This is a genomic window from Pseudorhodoplanes sinuspersici (assembly GCF_002119765.1).
Lineage (GTDB): Bacteria > Pseudomonadota > Alphaproteobacteria > Rhizobiales > Xanthobacteraceae > Pseudorhodoplanes > Pseudorhodoplanes sinuspersici.
Window position 1 is genome coordinate 765,663 of the sequence record NZ_CP021112.1, and the last position, 20,931, is coordinate 786,593.

Annotated in this window: 18 protein-coding genes and 1 pseudogene; 8 read left to right on the top strand and 11 right to left on the bottom strand. The window is 62.2% G+C overall.

What is annotated here, in order from left to right; genetic code table 11:
• The first annotated feature begins 36 nt into the window (after nt 1-36).
• Nucleotides 37-861 carry a class I SAM-dependent methyltransferase gene (locus CAK95_RS03885; protein WP_086086736.1) on the top strand — a complete coding sequence of 275 codons (825 nt, stop codon included), beginning with the start codon at nt 37-39 and terminating at the stop codon, nt 859-861.
• 62 nt (nt 862-923) lie between these two features.
• Here the strand turns inward: CAK95_RS03885 and CAK95_RS03890 are convergent, their stop codons facing one another.
• The 3 genes from CAK95_RS03890 to CAK95_RS03900 form a co-directional block, all read right to left on the bottom strand.
• Nucleotides 924-1,601: a TetR/AcrR family transcriptional regulator gene (locus CAK95_RS03890; RefSeq protein WP_086086738.1), complete on the bottom strand. Its 678-nt coding sequence runs from the start codon at nt 1,599-1,601 to the stop codon at nt 924-926.
• 84 nt (nt 1,602-1,685) lie between these two features.
• Nucleotides 1,686-3,365, bottom strand: coding sequence for a thiamine pyrophosphate-binding protein (locus CAK95_RS03895; protein ID WP_086086740.1), 1,680 nt, complete (start codon nt 3,363-3,365; stop codon nt 1,686-1,688).
• Between the two features lie 18 nt (nt 3,366-3,383).
• Nucleotides 3,384-3,707, bottom strand: a complete 324-nt coding sequence (locus tag CAK95_RS03900) for an NIPSNAP family protein (protein ID WP_086091171.1) — start codon at nt 3,705-3,707, stop codon at nt 3,384-3,386.
• A gap of 175 nt (nt 3,708-3,882) precedes the next feature.
• Between CAK95_RS03900 and CAK95_RS03905 the strand changes: the two genes are divergently transcribed.
• Nucleotides 3,883-5,424: a bifunctional aminoglycoside phosphotransferase/ATP-binding protein gene (locus CAK95_RS03905; protein WP_086086743.1), complete on the top strand. Its 1,542-nt coding sequence runs from the start codon at nt 3,883-3,885 to the stop codon at nt 5,422-5,424.
• Here the strand turns inward: CAK95_RS03905 and CAK95_RS03910 are convergent.
• Entirely contained in the window at nt 5,418-5,726 is a 309-nt protein-coding gene (locus CAK95_RS03910) for an AzlD family protein (RefSeq protein ID WP_086086745.1), read from the bottom strand. The two genes, CAK95_RS03905 and CAK95_RS03910, sit on opposite strands and share 7 nt — an antisense overlap.
• The gene (locus tag CAK95_RS03915; RefSeq protein ID WP_157699531.1) at nt 5,719-6,441 is read right to left on the bottom strand and encodes an AzlC family ABC transporter permease; all 723 of its coding nucleotides are present in this window, start codon (nt 6,439-6,441) and stop codon (nt 5,719-5,721) included. The genes CAK95_RS03910 and CAK95_RS03915 overlap by 8 nt, the downstream gene beginning before the upstream one ends.
• A gap of 110 nt (nt 6,442-6,551) precedes the next feature.
• Between CAK95_RS03915 and CAK95_RS03920 the strand changes: the two genes are divergently transcribed.
• The 6 genes from CAK95_RS03920 (at nt 6,552) to CAK95_RS03945 (ending at nt 12,221) form a co-directional block, all read left to right on the top strand.
• Nucleotides 6,552-7,691, top strand: coding sequence for an MFS transporter (locus CAK95_RS03920; protein WP_157699532.1), 1,140 nt, complete (start codon nt 6,552-6,554; stop codon nt 7,689-7,691).
• Nucleotides 7,692-7,755: 64 nt separating this feature from the next.
• A complete protein-coding gene (locus tag CAK95_RS03925; RefSeq protein ID WP_147413738.1) occupies nt 7,756-8,781 on the top strand; it encodes a hypothetical protein in 1,026 nt (341 codons plus the stop codon).
• Between the two features lie 84 nt (nt 8,782-8,865).
• Nucleotides 8,866-9,672 carry a hypothetical protein gene (locus CAK95_RS03930; protein WP_086086750.1) on the top strand — a complete coding sequence of 269 codons (807 nt, stop codon included), beginning with the start codon at nt 8,866-8,868 and terminating at the stop codon, nt 9,670-9,672.
• A complete protein-coding gene (locus tag CAK95_RS03935; protein WP_086086751.1) occupies nt 9,662-10,573 on the top strand; it encodes a ParA family protein in 912 nt (303 codons plus the stop codon). The genes CAK95_RS03930 and CAK95_RS03935 overlap by 11 nt, the downstream gene beginning before the upstream one ends.
• Complete coding sequence (locus tag CAK95_RS03940; protein ID WP_086086752.1) at nt 10,557-11,006, top strand: hypothetical protein; 450 nt, start codon at nt 10,557-10,559, stop codon at nt 11,004-11,006. Before CAK95_RS03935 ends, CAK95_RS03940 begins: the two co-directional genes overlap by 17 nt.
• Before the next feature lie 108 nt (nt 11,007-11,114).
• Entirely contained in the window at nt 11,115-12,221 is a 1,107-nt protein-coding gene (locus CAK95_RS03945) for an amidohydrolase family protein (protein ID WP_086086753.1), read from the top strand.
• Between the two features lie 61 nt (nt 12,222-12,282).
• Here CAK95_RS03945 and CAK95_RS03950 read toward each other — a convergent pair whose 3' ends face one another.
• From CAK95_RS03950 to ybgF, 6 genes and pseudogenes are all read right to left on the bottom strand, one after another.
• Nucleotides 12,283-14,343 (bottom strand): methyl-accepting chemotaxis protein, encoded by a 2,061-nt coding sequence (locus CAK95_RS03950; RefSeq protein WP_183044361.1) that lies wholly within the window; start codon nt 14,341-14,343, stop codon nt 12,283-12,285.
• A gap of 255 nt (nt 14,344-14,598) precedes the next feature.
• Nucleotides 14,599-15,231: a hypothetical protein gene (locus CAK95_RS03955; RefSeq protein WP_086086755.1), complete on the bottom strand. Its 633-nt coding sequence runs from the start codon at nt 15,229-15,231 to the stop codon at nt 14,599-14,601.
• Nucleotides 15,232-15,261: 30 nt separating this feature from the next.
• Entirely contained in the window at nt 15,262-16,461 is a 1,200-nt protein-coding gene (locus tag CAK95_RS03960) for an NnrS family protein (protein ID WP_086086756.1), read from the bottom strand.
• 111 nt (nt 16,462-16,572) lie between these two features.
• Complete coding sequence (gene ftsH, locus CAK95_RS03965) at nt 16,573-18,495, bottom strand: ATP-dependent zinc metalloprotease FtsH (protein ID WP_086086757.1); 1,923 nt, start codon at nt 18,493-18,495, stop codon at nt 16,573-16,575.
• 205 nt (nt 18,496-18,700) lie between these two features.
• Nucleotides 18,701-19,776: pseudogene (gene tilS / locus CAK95_RS03970) on the bottom strand (tRNA lysidine(34) synthetase TilS).
• Complete coding sequence (gene ybgF, locus CAK95_RS03975) at nt 19,763-20,905, bottom strand: tol-pal system protein YbgF (protein ID WP_245303618.1); 1,143 nt, start codon at nt 20,903-20,905, stop codon at nt 19,763-19,765. Before ybgF ends, tilS begins: the two are co-directional and overlap by 14 nt.
• Between the last annotated feature and the right edge of the window lie 26 nt (nt 20,906-20,931).

Here is a 20,931-nt window from a genome sequence, read left to right on the forward strand (position 1 = left end):
CGGTGACACATGCTCCAAGCGAACGGAGAAAATAGAATGGTGGCGTTGAAATCTTCGGCCCGGCTGGTGGCTGGATCGTGCGTATCGATTGCGTTCGCGCTCAATTGCGCGGTGGCGCAACCGGCTCCGGCTTTCGAACCAAAAGTCGGGCAGCGCGGCAAGGACGTGGTGTGGGTGCCGACCAATCAAAAGCTGGTCGACAAGATGCTCGACATGGCCAAAGTGACGGCAAACGACTACGTCATGGATCTCGGTTCCGGTGACGGCCGCACGGTGATCACCGCGGCCAAGCGCGGCGCCACGGCGCAGGGCATCGAATACAATCCCGACATGGTCGAACTGTCGAAGAAGAATGCTGAGAAGGAAGGCGTGACCCCGAAGGCCAGCTTCGAGAAAGCGGACCTGTTCGAAACCGACTTCTCGAAAGCGACCGTGGTGACGATGTTCCTTCTGCCGAGCATCAACCTGAAGCTGCGGCCGAAGCTGCTCGATATGAAGCCGGGCACGCGCATCGTCTCCAACTCGTTCGATCTCGGCGACTGGACCGCGGACCAGACCGAATCTGTCGGCGAAGAATGCTCCTCACACTGCACCGCCTATTTCTGGATCGTGCCGGCCAAGGTCGAAGGCACATGGCAGACGCCGCAGGGCGAACTCAAGCTCGAGCAGAAATACCAGATGGTGAGCGGCACGCTGAAGAACGGCAACGTGATTGCGCCGGTCACCCACGGCAAGCTGACCGGCGATCAGATCGCCTTCACCGCTGCTGGAACACGCTATACCGGCACGGTCAATGGCAACGCCATCGAAGGCAAGAGCAACGAAGGCGGCAAGGAAGCCGTCTGGAAGGCGACGAAGTAACTTCTTTTCGGCCTCATCCTGAGGAGGCTGCGTAGCAGCCGTCTCGCAGGATGAGGTCGGAATTACGCTGCCCCCTCCTCCAGCGCCGGCAGCGCAATCTGCACCACAAGACCGCGGGCGCGGGCATCGACCACACCTAGCCCGCGCAGCGACAACAACGTCAGCGTCTGCACCGCATCACGCGTACGCGTCGGATCCTCGTTCGCGCTCGGCGCCAGCGGTCCGATCAATCCTTCGAGCAATGCGCCGACCAGAGCCGGTGCGACAAGACTGGCGTCCTGCTGCTGCGGCAAATAGCCAGCCTGCATTGCGGCGGCGATCCGTGTCTGTAGCTCTCCCGCCAGCGCCTTGCGATAGACCACCCGCACCGCCTCGATATCGGCATCCACCGGTTCGGCAATCACAGCCCAGGCCAGCCGCCGGTTCCGCAGCGCACGCGTCGCGAAGGTGGCGATGCAGGCAGCCAGTGCCGACAGCGGCCCCGGCGCGGCCTTGGCCGCCTTGCGGATGGCGCCGATTTCCCGCTCCGAGACGTTGGCGACGAGCGCCGTGACCAGCTCGGTTTTCGAGGGGAAGTAGCGATACACGGTGCCGGTCGCGATGCCGGCCCGCTGGGCGATCAGGGCCACCTGCACCGCCGCCATACCGCCTTCCGTCGCGGCGGCCCGCGCCGCCGCAACGATCGCCACATGCCGAGCGGCGTGCCTGCGAATCACATTGTCGGTCCGGCGGTAGGGCATCGATAGAGTGAGCCACGATTCACTCCATCCGGCAATGCTGTTCAGGCCCGCTGCGTCAACGCGTCCGAGCAGTCCGGCCCGAGGTCACTTCCCTTGAAGCGATTTCGCGCGGATCGCTTCCAACGTTGTCGTCGGGGTGATGCCGCTGGGGTCGACCTTGAGATGGATGATCGCCGGCTGGCCGGAGGCCTGCGCCTCCTCGAACGCCTTCGGAAAATCCTCGGTGCGGTCCACCATGATGCCAAACCCACCGAACACCTGCGCATAGCCGGCAAAGTCCGGATTCTTCAGCGTGGTCGCGACCACACGGCCCGGATATTCGCGCTCCTGGTGCATGCGGATGGTGCCGTACATGCCGTTGTCGACGATAACGATGACCAGCGGCAGCTCGTACTGCACGGCGGTCATGAACTCCTGACCGTTCATCAGGAAGTCGCCATCGCCGGCAAAGCAGACCACGTTGCGCTCGGGATGAAGCCGCTTGATGCCGATCGCGGCCGGAACGCCATAGCCCATCGAGCCCGATGTCGGCCCGTAGAAGGTGTTGTACTTGCGGAAGCGATAAAACCGATTAATCCAGCCGGCGTAGTTGCCAGCGCCGTTGCAGAGAATATCGTCTACCGAAAGATTATCGCGCAGCCACACCATGATCTCGCCGAGATTGACCGCGCCAGGCATCTCGGTCGCCTTGTCGGTGAAGGCGCGATAATCCGCGTTCGCCGTGCGCGTCGCGTTTGACCATGCAATCTCGTTCGGCGCCTGCAGCCCTTCCAGCGCGGCAGCAAAGGCCGTCGGCGACGCATTGATCGCCAATGCAGGACGATAGACACGGCCCAGCTCGTCGCTGCCCGGATGCACATGCACGAAGGTCTGCTGCGGCGACGGAATATCGAACAAGGTGTAGCTCTGGCTCGGCATCTCGCCCATGCGGCCGCCGACCAGAATGACGAGATCGGCATCCTTGATGCGCGCCAGCAATTTCGGATTGGCGCCGATGCCGACATCACCGGCGTAATTACGATGGGTCTGGTCGAACAGATGCTGGCGGCGGAAGGTCGTCATCACCGGCAGATCGAAGCGTTCGGCAAAGCGTAGCGTCGCGGCGCAGGCTTTCTCCGACCAGCGGCTGCCGCCAAGGATCAGCACCGGCTTCTTCGCCGCCCACAGCATCTTCTGCAGCCGCGACATGTCGGTGAGACCCGGCCATGTTTCCACCGGCTCGAAGGCCGGCGCGTCGGGGACAACGGCCCGATCGGTCAGCATATCTTCCGGCAGCGCAATCACGACGGGACCGGGCCGGCCATTGGTCGCGACATGGAACGCGCGCGAGACGATTTCCGGAATGCGCGCCGCATCGTCGATCTCGGTCGCCCATTTCGCCATGGTGCCGAACACCGCGCGATAATCGAGTTCCTGAAACGCCTCGCGCTCGCGCATGTCGCGCGCCACCTGACCGACGAAGACGATGAGCGGCGTCGAATCCTGACGCGCAATATGAATACCCGGCGATGCATTGGTGGCGCCCGGCCCGCGCGTGACAAAGCATATGCCGGGCCGGCCCGTCGCCTTGCCCACCGCTTCCGCCATCATCGCGGCGCCGCCCTCCTGCCGACAGATGGTGAGTTCGATCGAGCGATCGTGGAAGGCGTCAAGCGCGGCGAGATAGCTCTCGCCAGGCACGCAGAAAGCATGGCGCACACCATGCGCGACAAGCTGATCGACGAGGATTTCGCCGCCGGTTCGCGAACCGTCATTGCTGCGCATGGTGTGTCCGATTCCCTGTCAGCGTGACATCTTGGCGAATTTCGCCGGGGTCATCAGCTTGGTGACCTGGCTGACGAGATAGCCCGCTTCGCGATTCTTCTTCAAATAAACATGCCAGTCCGGATCTGCTTGCATGGCGGCGCGTCTCTTTTCACGATCTGCGGCATTCTCGTAGACCCAGATATGGACGATCGTGTTCATCTCGCCGCTTTCGGTGAACATATAGGCCAGCGGCTGGCCGAGATGCTTGGTCTGCGTCGCGAGACCATATTGCTCGTAAATGTCGAGATGGGCCTGCATGGTGCCCGGCTTGACGGTATAAGTGCGGTGATCGATGAGCACGTCCGGCCTCCAATTGCCAAAATACCAGCGCCCGCTGGCGGGGCGCATTTTCAGCGGGAACGCCTCCGGGTCAAGGCCATAGAGAACCGATTTTCGGAACCGATTTGAGCCGGTGAAATTGGAGCATGATGGCTATGCAAAACCGCTGTCATCCAGTGCTGTAAGATTGGTGTTGATGTCCGCCCCCGTGCAATCCCAGCAAGACGTCTTTGCCTTCCTCGCCGATCCGCGCACGCATGAGGGCCGTGATGTGCGCCGCATCGACACGCACGGCGCGGCGGTGTTTCTCGTCGGCGAACGCGTGCTGAAGGTGAAGCGCGCTGTTCGGTTTCCGTTCCTCGATTATTCGACGCTGGAAAAGCGAAAAACGGCCTGCGAAGCGGAACTGGAGGTAAACCGCCCGTTCGCCCCACAGATCTATCGCGGTGTCGTTGCGATCACGAAAAACGATGCGGGGCGGCTGTCGCTTGGCGGCGACGGCACACCGGTCGAGTGGGCGCTGGAGATGCAGCGCTTCGATGAGAATGCGACACTCGATCGTCTCGCCGATGACAGGAAGATCGATACAAAACTGGCCGACGGGCTCGGCCGCGTTGTGGCGGCGGCGCATCGCAAGACGCCCCTGGCCGATACCGAAAAATGGATCGCGGCGCTCGGCGATTATGTCGAGCAGAATGACGAGGCTTTCAGGGAATGGCCGGCGCTGTTTCCTGCAACCGAAGCAAAATCGTTCACCGAGGCGAGCCGCCGCTTGTTGAAAGCGTTGCAGCCGCTGTTGCGCCAGCGCGGCACAATGGGGCTCATCCGGCGCGGCCATGGCGACCTGCACCTCGGCAATATCGTCTTAATCGATGGCAAGCCGGTGCTGTTCGATGCGGTCGAGTTCGATCCCGTGGTGGCGTCGGGCGATGTCTTCTACGACCTCGCCTTTCTGCTGATGGATCTGGTCGAACGGAACTTGCGGCCGCAAGCCAACATCGTTCTCAATCGCTATCTCACCGATACACAGCGCGATGACGATCTCGACGCGCTCGCCGCCCTTCCCTTCTTCATGGCCATGCGCGCCGCGATCCGCGCCAAGGTGACGGCGGCCAAGCTCGTCCATGCCGATGATGCCAAGAAGAAAGGCATCGAAGACAGCGCGCGCGCCTATTTCGTTCTGGCAACGACACTGATTGCGCCGCCAAAGCCGATGCTGATTGCCGTTGGCGGATTATCGGGGACCGGAAAATCGGTGCTCGCGCGCGCGCTGGCCGCGCATATCTTGCCCGAACCCGGCGCCGTGGTGCTGCGCTCCGATGTCATGCGCAAGCGGCTGTTCGATGCCGCCGAGGCTGACAAGCTTCCGCAGGAAGCCTACAAGCCCGAAGTTTCGGAGACGATTTACAACAGGCTGTATGAACAGGCGCAACGCGTTCTAGCGGCCGGACATTCGGCCATCGTCGATGCCGTCTTTGCGAAAGCGGAGGAACGCGAGCCCGTCGCCGAACTGGCCAAGGCATCGAGCGTGCCGTTCCACGGCTTCTTTCTCACCGCCGATCTGGAGACGCGCATCAGACGTGTCGGCAGCCGCATCAACGATGCGTCGGATGCCGATGCCGCCGTGGTGCGCCAGCAGGCGGAATACGATCTCGGTGCGATGACATGGACGCCGATCGACGCCGCCGGCACGCCGGAAGACACGCTCGCCCGCACGAGAAAAGCGTTGGATCAGTAAACCGCGCGCAAGCCCGCCGCGACCGCGATGCCACAGGCCAGCGCCACAAACTCATTGCGCCGCCAGATCATCAGGACAGCGACAACGATCATCGCCAGCGTCGCCGGCAGTCCCTCCTTCACCATGACCGGCATCACCAGCGCGGCAACCACCGAGCCCGGCAAAGCTTCCAGCATGCGGCGGATGCGCGGCGTCAGCGTCACGCGGCCCATCATCCAGTGACCGGACAGACGTGTCAGCAAGGTTGCGAAGGACATCGCCGCGATGGCGGCCAGCGCACCGAAGGAAATGACTTCAGTCATCGCCGATCAATCCTCCGACGATGGCTCCCGTGAGCGCACCGACGATCACGTACCAATGGCCGGGCACGAGATAGAAGACCGCAATGGCGGTCACGCCCGCGGAGATCCAGGCGAGCGAGCGGCGCGACATTTCCAGTGTCGGCGCCAGGAGAGCAATGAAATAAAGTGGCACGATCAGATCGACGCCGAAACGCTTGGGATCGGCAAGGAGACTGCCGAAGATCTGCCCGATCGCCGTGGACGGCACCCAGACCAGCCAGATGACGAGGCTGCTGCCGAACAGATAGCCGACATCGGCGCCGCCCTCTTTCCGGTAGCGCGCTGAAGCCACCCAACTGCCGTCGGTCATCAGGATCAGGCTTGGATAAATCTGCCAGCCCGGAGAACCGGCGATCCAGGGCTGCAGCGATGCACTCATCAGCACCATGCGCAGATTGACCACCAAGGTCGATACGGCGATGGCAAGAATCAGCGCTCCGGTCATCGCCGGCGACCAGATCTCCATCGCAACGAATTGCGACACGCCGGCAAAGACGATGGCGCTCATCAGCACCGTCTCGAACAGCGTCAGGCCCTTCTGTGCCGCCAGCGCGCCGAACGCCGCGGCGAACACAATGACGCCCGGCAGCGCCGGGATCATCATGCGCGCGCCGGCACGAATACCGGCAATAGTCCAATAAGGCGCGGGCGCGCCGTCGCTGGCCACAGGCTGCATGGAAGTCATGTCGTGAGCGGGGACGCGAGCCCTAGCAAAGCACCCGCGCTTGAGCAATGTTGCCAACCACCTGCCTGCCTTGCTTCCTGGTCAATGTCATGCGCGTTTCCATGCCCCGGGTCGCCGTCGCGACTGCCGGTTTCGCCGCGATGCTCAATATGTATGCGCCGCAGGCGGTGTTGCCGCTGCTGGCGAACGAGTTCGGCGTTGGGCCGGCGAGCATCAGCCAGATCATGACCGTCAATGCCCTGGCGGTGGCGCTGACCGCGCCATTCACCGGCATCGTCGCCGATGTGCTGGGACGCCGCTCCGTAATCGCCGTAGCGATGGTCTTGCTGATTATCCCGGACGTCATGATGGCGTTTTCGGACAGCCTCGAAGCGCTGCTGTTCTGGCGCTTTGCGCAAGGCCTTTTGCTGCCGCCGATCTTCGCGGTATCAGTCGCCTATATTGGCAGCGAATGGCCGGCCGGCGAAGCCACCGGCGTCACCGGATACTTCATCGCCGCCACCGCCTTCGGCGGATTTCTCGGCCGCATGCTGACCGCGGTTCTGGCGGAGCCATTCGGCTGGCGGCATGCGCTGTTTGCGCAAGCCACCATCACCGCGCTCTGCGCCATCACGATCATTGCGCTGCTGCCGCGCGAGCGCAACTTCGTCGCGGCAACGACATTGGCGGCCTCTCTCCGCCAGATGGTGAAACACCTGCGCGACACGCGGCTGCTGGCGACATTCTGCGTCGGCTTCGGCATCATGTTCAATTTCATCGCCGCCTTCACCTTCATCGCATTCGTGCTGGCGGCACCGCCCTTCAATCTGTCGGCCGCGGCGATCGGCGCGGTATTTGTGACCTACCTCATCAGCCTCGTCACCACGCCATTCGCTGGGCGGCTGGTGAAGCATTTTGGCCGGCGGAATTTCGGATTGATCGCCATCGGCATCTGGATCTGCGGCATCCTGCTGACGCTGGTGCCGTCGATCGCCGTCATCGTGCTCGGCCTCGCCCTGTTCGCCGGCAGCGGTTTCCTGGTGCAGACCTGCTGCCAGAGCTTTGTCGCGACTTATGTCCGGGAAGGCACGTCATCGGCCATCGGGCTCTATGTGACATCCTTCTATATCGGCGGCAGCTTCGGCGGACTGGCTGCGGGATTGCTCTGGAATGTCTGGGGCTGGCCCGGCACGGTCGGGCTGATTGTCGCGATGCTGGTCTTCATGGGAGCGATGATCCGCTACGCCTGGCGCGCAGCATGAGGCTGACGGGCGGCCGCGGCTGTGCGATAAGTGAGGCCGATGGCATGATCTCATGAGTGCGCCGATGAAATTGCAGCTTTTCTCCGTGCTGTTTGCGCTGGCCGTACCTACGGCATTGCAGGCGCAGGAGCAGCGTGTATCGCCGCTGCCCTCGCATATGCCGCTCGGCCAGGAAGCCTGTTTCGGTCGCACCTACGACGTAGCCCATCTCAAGCAGCACCCGAAACAGCGTGTCACCAGCTTCCATCTGTTCCGCGATTTCACACCCGACGCCACCAAGGAAATGCCGCAGGAAACCCGCGAGAAGCTGATCGCCGATGACGGCGACAGCAGCATCCAGATCATGGCCTATGTGCGTTTTCGCGACCGGCCCGGCCTGTTTTTCAACGGCCTGAGTTGCATGAATTATCCGGAGAGCGGTGTCCGCTGTGGCATCGATTGCGATGGTGGCGGCTTTCGTCTGAAACCCTCCGCTGATTCGTTGCTGCTGGAGAATGACGGCTTTGTCGTCATCGGCGGCTGTGGCGCCAGCGAGGACGAGGCGGAGCAGGCCGATTATGTGAAGCCAGGCGCCGACGACAAGGTCTTCAGGCTCGACCGCAAGCCGGTCGCCGAATGCCGCGCGCTGGAAGACAGCCGCAAGCCCCAATGGGCTGCGCTCGGCGCGCCTTTGCGTGAGCGGTTCGACAGCGAGAACGCGGTCTGCTTCACGCGCTCCTATGACCCGGCGCATCTGTCGAAACATCCCAAACAGACGGTGAAGCGTATCTCGGTGCTGAAAGTGAAAGGCGATAAACGCGGAGAGGACGATTTTCCCTATTACAATCTTGTCTTCCGCGTCGAACTCAAGGACGGCAAGCGCGCGGAAAAGACAACACAATGCGGCGCGGACCAATATGCCTTCGCGTGTACCCACAATGTCGATGTCGATACGCCGCGGGATTTCTATCTGACACGGGCCGGCAAGGACCACATGATGCTGCGCGACCGTCGTGGCGCGATGAGCAAGATGTTCGGCGGGCTGACGCTCGGCACCGACGACCGCATCTTCAAACTGGAGCAGACGGCCACCAGCGCCTGCGAGTTCTGACATTCCTCATTGGATGTAATTATCGATTGACTTCCCGCAAAGGCTGCAGATGCTTGGCACGGGGCTGGGAGGTCCGACGGGGTCATGCCGCCATCGGTGGGAGCCGTTGCGGAACGCATCGAAAGGCTGTTGCCGCAGGACGGCACGCCCGTTCTCAACCGCGTTTTGCAAGTGATGCTGTCGCGCGAGCTGGAAAGTCCGATCTCGCCGGACCTTTACTTCCAGGCGTCGGACCACCTTTCAAAAGAACAACGGATCGGCCGGCTGCGCGGCCAAGGCGGCCAGATTTTCCTGCTGCCCAAGGCCGGAAAGGAGCAGGTCAATGGCGCAACGGTGGAACTGCGCCGCGAGGCCATGCTGATGGCTCCGCTCGGCCGCTATCTGACCGAGACATTCTGCAAAGGGCTCGACCTGCCGCCCGATGGCGTCAGCATTGTGCAGGACACATCCACCATCGGCCCGGTCCGCGGCCGTTTTGCCCGGCCGGACTTTATCCTCGTCACCGCCATGCGCTTTCGCCTGCTGCCCGGCGCGCAGATCGACGTGCACAGTTTCGAACTGAAGGCGGAAAACGGTGCAACCGACGAGTCGGTCTATGAGGCGCTGGCGCAGACCCGCTTCACCCATTTCGGCCATCTGGTCTGGCACCTGCCGCAGAATTCGCGGTGCGAAGCGCGGTTGCCGGAGATCGAAAAGCAGTGCGACCAGCACGGCATCGGCTTGATCCGCATGCGCGATCCGCACGATCATGTCAGCTATGAGATCCTGCTCGATCCCGTGCGCAAGACAACGCCACCGGCCATCGTCGATGGCTTACTGGAATCGCGACTGTCCGCCGCGCATCGTGAAAGGCTGTTACGTGTCGTGAACGGAGGCCCTGGTGAAGGGTAAGGTCATCGCCGTGGCCAACATGAAAGGCGGCGTCGGCAAGACCGCGACCGTGGTCGCGCTGGCCGAAGCCCTCGCCGCGGCCGAAGGCGCACGGGTGCTGGTGATCGACCTCGATGCGCAGGCCAATGCCTCGATCGTCCTTGCCGGCGACTCCTATCTCGCGGCGATGATCCGCGACGGCCGCACCATCGATGCGTTTCTTGAAGACTATCTGATGCGCGGCAAGAAGAAGAAATTCGATTCCTGCATCCGCGATCAGATCAGCGAAGTCACCCATCTCGGGCAACCCTTGCAGGTCTCCCTGCTCGCTTCCAGCGCCGAACTCAGGACGCTGGAATTGCGGATGATCTACAGGCTGACCAAGAAGAAGGAACTCAACCTCGAGGAAATCGTCGGCGGCATCTGGGGCGTTATCAAGGAGCAACTGTCGCGTTCGGCCAAGTCGTTCGACTACATCCTGATCGATTGCGCACCCGGCATTTCCGTGCTCACCGAGGCCAGCATTCGCCTCGCCGATCTCGTGATCGTGCCGACCATCCCTGATACGCTATCGACCTATGGCTTGCAGGCCTTCTGCAAGACGGTGTGGCAGGGTCAATCCGAGACCGCAAAATTCTACAAGAAGCCGCGCGGGGCGCTGCCGCATGTCCTGATCACGCGGCGGCGGCCCATTCTCGAACATCACAAGACTGTCGAACGCATGCGCAATGAGGAGCATGCGGACGATCCGAGCTTTTCCGTTTTCGAAACCGAGATTCCCGAACGCGCCGCGATTGCCGATGCGCTGGCCAAAACCGGCACCTATCCGAATTTCACCAACAAATGGACGCCGGCGGTTGCGGACATCCTGCAGCGGCTGGCGCGTGAGACCAAGGAGATGCTGAATGGCTCTCACCCTTGACGGCTATGCAGTGCTGGGACGTATCGCCGCCAATCCGAATGCCTTTCCCGACATTCGCGCCGACGTCACTAACGCCGCGCAGGCATTGGTCCTCGCACAGCTCAAGTCCAAGAACTCGGGCATCGAGATCTTGCGCGCCGTGCGAATGGCGCTCAGCGCCGAACCTTTCGCACTTGTCATCGAGGCGCTGAAGGATGCACAGGTGAAGACGCTGGTGACGAAATTCGACAAGCACAATATCGAAATGAAGACGGCGACGGCGCAACAGCGGCGGCGCCACCTCTGCCTCTTGGCCGATGCCTCGGTGACACCGGCGCAGAAACAGGCACGCACCAAGAAGCAGGTAAAATCAAAGAAGGCCGCGAAAGCCGAACCGATGGAACAGGACCGTCTCTCCAGCGAAGCCATGAGCGCACGGCGCGAGCGGCGGTAATTTTCACATCGTCGCAACAACACTCTGCTTTCGACTCCCAAGGGCAGATGGTATCGTTCATTCATTCTGATTGAGCGCCAGACTCAACAGTGAGGGAAGGAAACATCCATGCCGATATCGCCGTCGCGCTTTCGTCTTTTTGCCTCCTGTGCCTGCGGTCAAAGTCATCTGCAAATGCCGAAAGCAACCGGCCTGAGCAGACGCCAGTTGCTGGCCGGAGGCGCGGCCCTTGCCATTGGAGCCGCCACCGCCGGAACGGCGTCGCGTGTCTTCGCGCAGGACAAACCGCATCGCATCGACGTGCATCATCACATTTCGCCGCCGACCTGGCTCGATGCGATGAAGCGCATCAAGAAAGCCAATCCACCGATGGCGAACTGGTCGGTCCAGAAGACCCTCGACGATATGGACAAGGGCGGCGTCGCTACCGCCATCACTTCACCCACCACACCGCAACTGCAGGGACTGGACGCCGCGGAAGCCGCGCGCCTCGCGCGCGAATCCAACGAATATGCCAAGAAACTCGAGACCGAGCATCCCGGCCGTTTTGGCACCTTCGCGATGCTGCCACTGCCGCATGTCGACGAGAGCCTGAAGGAAATCGAATATGCCTTCGATACGCTGAAGGTCGATGGCATCGGCTGCATGACCAGCTATGGCGACAAGTGGCTGGGTTATGCCGAATTCGAACCGGTCTGGGCCGAATTGAACCGCCGCAAGGCGACCGTCTACACCCATCCCACCGGCGCGAATTGCTGTGTCAATCTCGTGCGCAATACCGACGACGCCTTCATCGAATTCGGCACAGACACGACACGCGCCGTCTTCACCATCATCTTCAGCGGCTTTGCGGAAAAGTATCCGGACATCAACTGGATCTGGTCGCATGGCGGCGGCTCGACCACCGCTTTCTACGAGCGCTTCACCGTGCAGGCGCTGATGCGTCCACCCTATGCCGGCAAGTTCACGCGCGACCAGGTGGAAAAGCAGATCCGCCGCTTCTATTACGATACCGCAGCTGTGCCGAACGAGGTGACGCTGTCGGCGCTGCAGAAAATGGTGCCGGTCTCGCAGATCGTCTACGGCACCGACTATCCCTATCGCACCGCCGCCGATCACACGAAGGGCGTGTCCGCCTTTTTCAGGGGTGACGACCTGAAGGCGGTCGATCGCGAGAACGCGTTGCGGCTGATCCCGCGCCTGCAGAAAGCTTGACAAAGAGAACGTGCCGCTTTGAAACTTCAAAGCGGCACGTTCTTCACCATCCGTCAGGCCTTCAGAATTCCTGCCAATCCTGGTCCGGCTTCATGGCGAGGTTGCCCTGCACTTGCGGAGTTGAACGCTTGCCGCGTGTCCCCGCCCTGACCGCCGAAACATTCGTTGCGCGAGAGGCCGCATTGCCGACCGAGCTCAATGAAGCATTCGCGCCTTCGTCGACCGTAAAGAACGATGCCCGCTGATCCATGATCGCGGATTGCTGCTCCAGCGTCTTGGCAGTCGCGGCATTTTCCTCAACAAGAGCCGAGTTCTGCTGCGTCACCTCGTCCATCTGCGTCAATGCCGCATTGATCTGCTGGACACCTGTCGCCTGCTCGGTGCTGGCCGTGGCGATACCCGACACGATGTCAGCAACCTTCTGGATCGACTGCATAATCTCATTCAGAGATTCGCCGGCGCGATTGACGAGCTGGACGCCGTCCTGCACTTGCGCGTTACTGTTGGTGATGAGATCCTTGATGTCTTTTGCAGCCTGGGAAGATCGCTGCGCCAAGCTTCGCACTTCCGACGCGACCACTGCAAAGCCGCGCCCTGCTTCGCCGGCACGGGCTGCCTCGACGGCCGCGTTCAGCGCAAGAAGGTTTGTCTGACGGGCGATCTCATCGATGACGCCAATGATATCGGAAATCTTCTGCGACGATTCCTCGATGCGAGACATCGCGCCAACCGCCTCGCTCACCACCTTGCCGCCGCGTCCCGCAACCTCCTGCGCTTCGCTGGTAAAGCGGTTGGCCTGCATGGCATCGTCGGCATTCTTCTTCACAGTCACTGATATCTCCTCCATCGACGCGGAGGTCTCTTCCAGGCTGGCAGCCTGCTCCTCGGTGCGCTGAGAGAGGTCGGTCGTGCTGGTAGAGATTTCCGATGACGCATTCGAGACTTCCCGTGCGGCGGATTTAATCTCGGCCATCGTTTCCGAAATACGAGCCGCCATGGCGTTGGCGTCGTCCTTGAGCTTCCCGAACATGCCCTGATATTGCGCCGTAATGCGCTGCGTCAGATCGCCGGAGGCAAGGCCGCCGAACATGCGAGCCATATCGCCCAGCACCTCGGCCGTATTCTCGCACAGCGTATTCATCGCTCGGCCGATATTCAGGATGAAACCCTGCTTGCCGTCGAGCGACACACGCTGCGAGAAATCGCCCGCGAGTGCCGACTTGACGATGCCGCCCACGGCCGCTTCGAACTCATCGGTCAGCCGCTGCATGGCGATGCGATCCTGTTCGCCCTTCTGCTCGGCTTCGATACGCGCTTTTTCCGCCAGCATCACCTTGATGTCGTTAACGGCGCGGGCGGTTTCGCCGATCTCGTCCCGGCGCTCGGTCCCGGTGATCGCCACTTCTTCACCCTTGGCCATGCGCTGCAGGAGGCCGACGAGGCCACGCATCGGCCTGGCGATGCCGAACTGACCGATCAGGAAGCCGAACAGCAGACCGGCAACAATGCTGACCGATGCGACCGTTATCATCAGGTTGGACACGCGCTTGTATTCTTCAGTCGCCGCGTCGGAAACCGCGATCACACGATCGTCGAGGAACCGTGCCAGATCGCCCGCCTTTTGCTGCAAGTCGGACGCAACGGTGCGGCTTGATGCAAGGGTTTTTCTAAGCGCGGTCATTTCCGCGCTGGAATCGATGTTCTTGACTGTCTCCGCGACCTTGAAGGTTTCCGCGACTTCCCTTTTGTAGCGATCATAAGCGGCTTCCAGGTCGGCGAGCATCTTTTTGGACTGCTCGCTTCTGACGCCCTTCCTGAGCTCGGCAATACGAGCCTCGGTTTCGCGCTTACGGTCTTCCAGATTTCGGCTAACTTCCGCACGCATCTGCGCAGTCGGCTCCGCACCAACGCGGTATTCGCCACGGTTCATCTGGACAATTTCCTGGCTTACGCGTGCGGCGTGGAGTGCCAGCTTCGACGCGGCCTCCATACTATCGGTCGAGTCGCTCAGGCTTTTGAGGGAGGTGACACCCAGATAAGTAATGCCGATGGCGCTGGCCGACAGAACGGCTATGACCATCAGGATTTTGGTGAGAATGCGGAAGCGGGCAAGAAACGACATTGGATATCTCGTGACTGGATGAGAGCCCGTCGGGCCATGAGGAGGTGCAGTTCGATGCGCTCGGCAGCAGACAGTCGTGTTATTCGCGACGCAGCGCCCGTCTTGATATTTTGGATGCTCAGTGAAAGCCTCCGGCTGAGAACCAGAACAGTTGCAAAAGCGCAGAATGAACAGAGCGCAATTATGGTTTATGATCGGTAAAGAAGGGCCCGTTCGTTCATGACGCGGTCGCCTAAGCGCCATGCGCGGGGTGATTCAGCTTTCTTTAACGATGTGCCGTACGTTCACGCTGGGATGCCAGCGCGGTTGATATCCAGCCGACAGCACCGTCACGATAGCGGGCGGCGTCAACACATCGACTGTTTCATCGGGCTCGCGCGGTATATTCGACCCATAGCCCGAGGGCGACCAGCGCAGCAGTGCGTCGCCCTTCACCGCATAAGCGTCGCCATCGCGCACGATCATCGCGCCGTCCGGCAAATCACCAAGGCGCATGCGATGCATGCGCTTGTTACGACCACCCAGCCGCTGCGCATGCAGCACATCATCCATCTGCGGCGCGCTCGGCTTTTGTCCTGCCGCGCTGGCCCAGGCTTGCGCAAACGCATTCGCATCGGCACGCCGGCATTCGAAACAGGGACGATGACCGGCTGCGAGCGCCGTCACTTCATCGAGAAAGAACAGTTCGGTGTAGCTGTCGCCCCAGACGCGGCGATGACGGTTCTTGAAATCGAGAACGCAGCAGATCCACTGCTTCGAGGCCCAGCGACGTGCGCCAAGTTTCTGCGCCGCGTCATGGATGCGGCCGCCACGGTTGCCCATGAAGGTGCCGCGGACCGGAGCTGCGAATAATTCACCAAAAGGCGAGACGCGGTTCTGGAGAGGCATCGCCGTTTATAACACGGCACCGCACGCTGCTCAGGCCCGCGTCCAGTTCGGCGCTTTCAACATCAGGAGCGGTCCATGGCTCACGGCGAATAGACCGAAAGCCATGATCCATGCCGTTGCAGAACTATGCATGAGCGCAGGCCCGCCACCGAAGGCAGCCGCAATCCGCAAGACCGCAGCCAGAAACAGGCAGATATAGATCGCCTGCGTCAGAGACGAAGCCACCAAAGGCTGCCCGGTATGACCGAGGCTTGCGCGTGTCATCACCGCCATCGTCATCAGGCCGATGGCGCCGGCGGTCCAGGCGTGAATCCCTGCGCTTGCAAGCACCGCATCGGGCCACAGCGCTGCGGCCCCCACCAGAAAGAACCCCACAGGGACGAATGCGTAAGCGACATGCAGAACAAGGACGAGACGATCGGCCAGCGTGCGATCGCCGGCCCAGCGTGCGAGGCGGACAATGTGCAAAAACCCGGTGAATATCATCAACGTGCCGGTCCACGTGGCTGAAGGTGTTGCAATCCACACCGCGAAGGCAACAGCAGACACCGCAAGGGTCGCGATGTCATAGCGCCCGAACGGAACGGGCAGCCGGCCCGGATTGTCCCGCACCAGCCAGTTATGCGTGAAGCTTGGAATGATGCGCCCGCCAATCAGACTGATCAGCAGAATCGTGGCGCCGATGCCGAGCCGGATGCCGTAGTCTGCTGCCCCTGTGACAATCACCTCGATATGGAAGACGACATTGCCCGCAATCAGCACCGCGACGATGACCAGAACCCGAAGATTGCGCCAGTTCTTTCCGGCCATGATCTCGCGCATGGTCACGGCGAACAAAATAGCAAGAAATGCCACGTCGATGGCCGCCGCAACCGTAAGGCCGATGTGCGCGGTCGTCAGCATGGCAATGCGTCCCGCGAGCCAGACGAAAACGAGGCCCGCCAGCGGTGCGCCGCATACCGGCAGCCGCCCGGTCCAGTTGGGTATCGCGGTGAGCACAAAGCCTGCCACGATCGCCGGCACGTAACCGTACAGCATCTCGTGGATGTGCCAATCGAGCGGCGCGATCGCCGACGGCCATTGCCATGCTCCGACATATTGCGGAATCCAAAGGAGGATCGCGACGGCGGACCAAACGGCCCCACCGAAGAAGAATGGACGGAACCCGTAAGAGAAGATTGCGGGACCGACATAGTTGCGACGGCGCGCGAGTGCCGCTGGAATGCTCATCAAATAAAAGCTAGCGCCGCCATACAGCTTCTTTTTTGATCTGAATCAGCCCGCAAAAGAAAACGCCCGCCATGCGGCGGGCGTTTTGAATCATGCAGAGCTTGTTCTGTCTCAGGCCTGCGGCTGTGGCTCCAGGCCGGCATCCGGCTCCTGACGCGGACGGCTCTTGCCGGCCGGCGGCACAGCGGAGGCGCGCGGCTGCGACGGCTCAGAGAAGCCTTCGCGCACCGGCGGCTTGCCGTCGAGAAGATCCTTGATCTCGTCGCCGGACAGCGTCTCGTATTCGAGCAGCCCCTTGGCGAGGATTTCCAGCTCGGCGCGCTTTTCCGTCAGGATCCTGCGCGCCTCGCCAAGACCTTCTTCCACGAGGCGGCGCACTTCATTGTCGATCTTCTGCGCGGTCGTCTCGGAGATATTCTGCTGGCGCGACACCGAATGGCCGAGAAACACCTCTTCCTGGTTCTCGCCATAGGCCACGGTGCCGAGCTCCGGCGAGAAGCCCCAGCGCGTCACCATCATGCGGGCGAGGCGCGTGGCCTGCTCGATGTCGGATTGCGCACCGGATGTCACCTTGTCATGGCCGAAGATCATCTCCTCGGCGATACGGCCGCCCATCATGATCGCCAGCCGCGAGGTCATCTGCTCGAAGCTCATCGACAGCTTGTCGCGCTCCGGCAATTGCATGACCATGCCGAGCGCGCGGCCCCGCGGGATGATCGTCGCCTTGTGTACCGGGTCGGTCGCCTTGACGTTGAGGGCGACGATGGCATGCCCGCCTTCATGATAGGCGGTCAGCATCTTCTCTTCCTCGGTCATGACGAGCGACTTGCGCTCGGCGCCCATCATCACCTTGTCCTTGGCGTCCTCGAATTCATGCTGCGTGACCATGCGCTTGTTGCGGCGCGCCGCCATTAAGGCAGCCTCGTTGACGAGGTTCATCAGATCGGCGCCAGAGAAGCCGGGCGTACCGCGGGCGATGGTCTTCAGGTTCACGTCCGGCGCCAGCGGCACCTTGCGGACATGCACTTTCAGGATCTGCTCGCGGCCGACCACATCCGGGTTCGGCACGATCACCTGACGGTCGAAGCGGCCCGGACGCAGCAAGGCGGGATCGAGAACGTCGGGACGGTTAGTCGCGGCGATCAGGATGATGCCCTCGTTCGCCTCGAAGCCGTCCATCTCGACCAGCAACTGGTTCAGCGTCTGCTCGCGCTCGTCATTGCCGCCACCGAGACCGGCGCCGCGATGACGGCCGACCGCATCGATTTCGTCGATGAAGATGATGCACGGCGCATTCTTCTTGGCCTGCTCGAACATGTCGCGCACACGCGAGGCGCCGACGCCAACGAACATTTCGACGAAGTCAGAACCCGAGATCGTAAAGAACGGCACATTGGCTTCGCCGGCGACGGCACGCGCGATCAGCGTCTTACCGGTGCCGGGAGGGCCGACCAAAAGCACGCCGCGCGGAATGCGTCCGCCGAGCCGCTGGAATTTCGAAGGGTCGCGCAGGAATTCGACAATCTCCTGCAAGTCCTGCTTGGCTTCGTCGACGCCGGCGACATCTTCAAACGTGACGCGGCCATGCGCTTCGGTCAAAAGCTTGGCGCGTGACTTGCCAAAGCCCATCGCCTTGCCGGCGCCGCCCTGCATCTGCCGCGACAGGAAAATCCACACGCCGATCAGCGCGATGAACGGCAGCCATGACAGCAGCAGCGAGACGAACCACGGCACCTGCTCGGTCGGCGAACGTGCGGTGATCTGCACGCCCTTGCCATAGAGGCGCTGCACCAGCGTCGGATCGTTCGGCGCGTAAGTGTTGAAAGGCTTCATGTCGGTGAAGGTGCCGTGAATCTCCGGCCCCTGAATCACCACTTCGCGCACGCGGCCCTGATCGACCTCGGTCAGGAGCTGCGAGAAGGAAATATCCTGCGCGGCCTGTCGCTGGTTCGGCGACTGGAACAACGTGAATAACGCAAGCACCAGCAGGACGATAATCACCCACAGGGCGAAGTTGCGGAGGTTTGCGTTCATCACTTGTCCTTGTTGAACCGCGGTGGCCGGCGCGGGCGTGCTTGGTCAGAAAACGCGGGAGCTAGGTATCATCCCCGTGGTGGCCAATGTATGTCTGCCGACACCGCCTGCCAAGAGAACGCTATCAACGGATTACCGCCGAAAAACGGCTAAGAAACCCACCCCCTCGCGCCAAATTCTAGCGGGTCCGAAGCCCTTCTACCTGCTAAGTTTTTCCCGTGGTTAAGGTCTGGCTTCCACCGCCGCCTGGTGGCCGCCGCCGAGGAGGCGCCCGCTCCACGACAATTTCGGCCGGTTTCAGGGTGATCACAGCCCCGGCCAGTGTCCGACGCAGGGATTCGCCCTCCGGCCGCAGCGCCTCGAAAAGGGTTTCAAGCTTGCCAAGCTCGACCGGCCCCTCGTCTCCGACCTCTGCGATGGCCTGCCCGAGCAGCCGCAGGCCAATTTCTGCCGGCAAACGCCGGAACCGGTCGCGATCGAAGACAATCCGCCCCCCTCCTCCCCCATTCCGTTTTTAGGCGTCAGCAACACCCGGGCGGACGCCTCTGCGACGGCTGAGCGCAAGGCGGCCTCGGCCCGCTGCAAACGGGCGGCGAGCACGGCCATACGCCGGGCCGTCAGCCCTTCTTCCAGCAGCGCCGGCATCAGGGCCCGCAGGCGCACGCGGGTGTAACGCGGATCGCGATTGCTCGGATCGTCGGCGAACGGAATGCCTGCCTTCGCCAGTGTGGCGATCAGCCGCGCCTTGGGGATCGCCAGCAAAGGACGCGCAAGCACCAGTCCCGGTTGCTCCGGGTAGGGCGACATCGCCTGCATCGCCTGCAATCCGGACAGGCCGCTGCCGCGCAAAAGCCGCAGCAGCACCGTCTCGGCCTGGTCGTCGAGCGTATGCGCGGTCAGTACAATACGGGCGCCGGCCTTGATCGCGGCTTGCGCCAAAAGCGCATAGCGGGCGCCGCGCGCCGCCTCCTGCAGCCCGGTTTTCGGCTTGGCGCCGTTCCAGCGCAACGTGCGATGGATGACGCCAAGTTCATGCGCGAAGCGCTTCACCGCTTTGGCTTCGCGTGCCGATTCCGCACGCAGGCCGTGATCGATGGTCACCGCAACAATCAAAGGCCCGGTCTTGCGCGATGCACGCCAGCGGGCCGCGAGCCACAGCAGGGCCGTCGAATCCGGCCCGCCCGATACTGCGACAACGACGGATTTTTCTTTGGCGAAAGGAGCAAACAGCGCGCGCGCTTCGACAAGCGTCAGTGGCACCGGATCGTCAGCAGCGGACACGCTTCTGTTCCCGCTCGACGCCCTGCTTCACGGCGACGGACGAGCGCGGATATTTGCGGCCGACTTCGGCGAAGGACGCGCAGGCCATTTCCTTCTGGCCGATGGCCGCGAGCGATTGCCCAAGACGCAGCAGCGCGTCGGGCGCCTTACCGGCAGTTTCATATTTCGTCGTGACAACGAGATAGGCTTCCGCCGCATCCTGATAGCGCTGGCGCTGGAACAGGCTTTCGCCGAGCCAGTAATTCACCTCTGGCGCCATGCGGTCGTTCGGATAGCGCTGCAGGAAATCGCGAAAGGTCTGCTCGGCGGAGGCGTAGTCCTTCCGCTGGACATAGCCATAGCCGAGGTCGAAATGATCGCGCGGAGAATCGCCGGGCGGCGAAACCGAGGCCACCGCTCCCGTGCCGCTCATATTGCGTTGGGTCGGCACGCCGCCACCACGCCGGAGCGAGGGATCATTCACCGCATTGTTGGCCATGGTCGAAAGGTCGAGCGGCTGACCGGGCTCGCGGCCACCCCGCGCGCCGACTGCGTCGTTGTCGTCATCGTCAGCCTCGTAACGCGGCGGCACCGACGGTTGGCCAGGCGGCAGTGAACCGAGCGCACGTGGCGCACCGGGTGCCGTCGGATTGGCGTTCGGATCGAACGCATCGCCACGACGGCCGCCGACATTCGGCGCCGGCACGAAATTCTGATTATCGCGCTGGTCCACACGCGGCTCACTGCGTTGCGCGAAACGTGGATCAGCCGCACGCGGGTCGTTCATCCGCGGGTCGTTGCGCTGATCCATGCCGGGATCGATATCCGAGCGGCGACCGGGAATGGTCTGCGGCGCACCTTGCGGCGTCGGCGGTTGGGCCTGCTGACGCTGAGGCGCCCGCGAGCCACCTTTCCCGCCCAATTCCTGGAAGCGATACTCGTTGTCCTCGGTCGTGCGGCGCAATTGCTGCTCGAGCTGCTGGTTGCGGTATTGCAGTTGCTCGACCTGGCCGGTGAGCTGGCGGATCTGGTTTTCCAGGGCATCGAGCCGCATGACAACATCGGACGCGGACATTTGCGCCGTGGCCGGCACGGCCCCCACGAGCAGGAACGATAGACCCATTACAAAGAAATGCGGCTTCAGGCGCATGGAGACAAACTCAAAGGATACGAGGA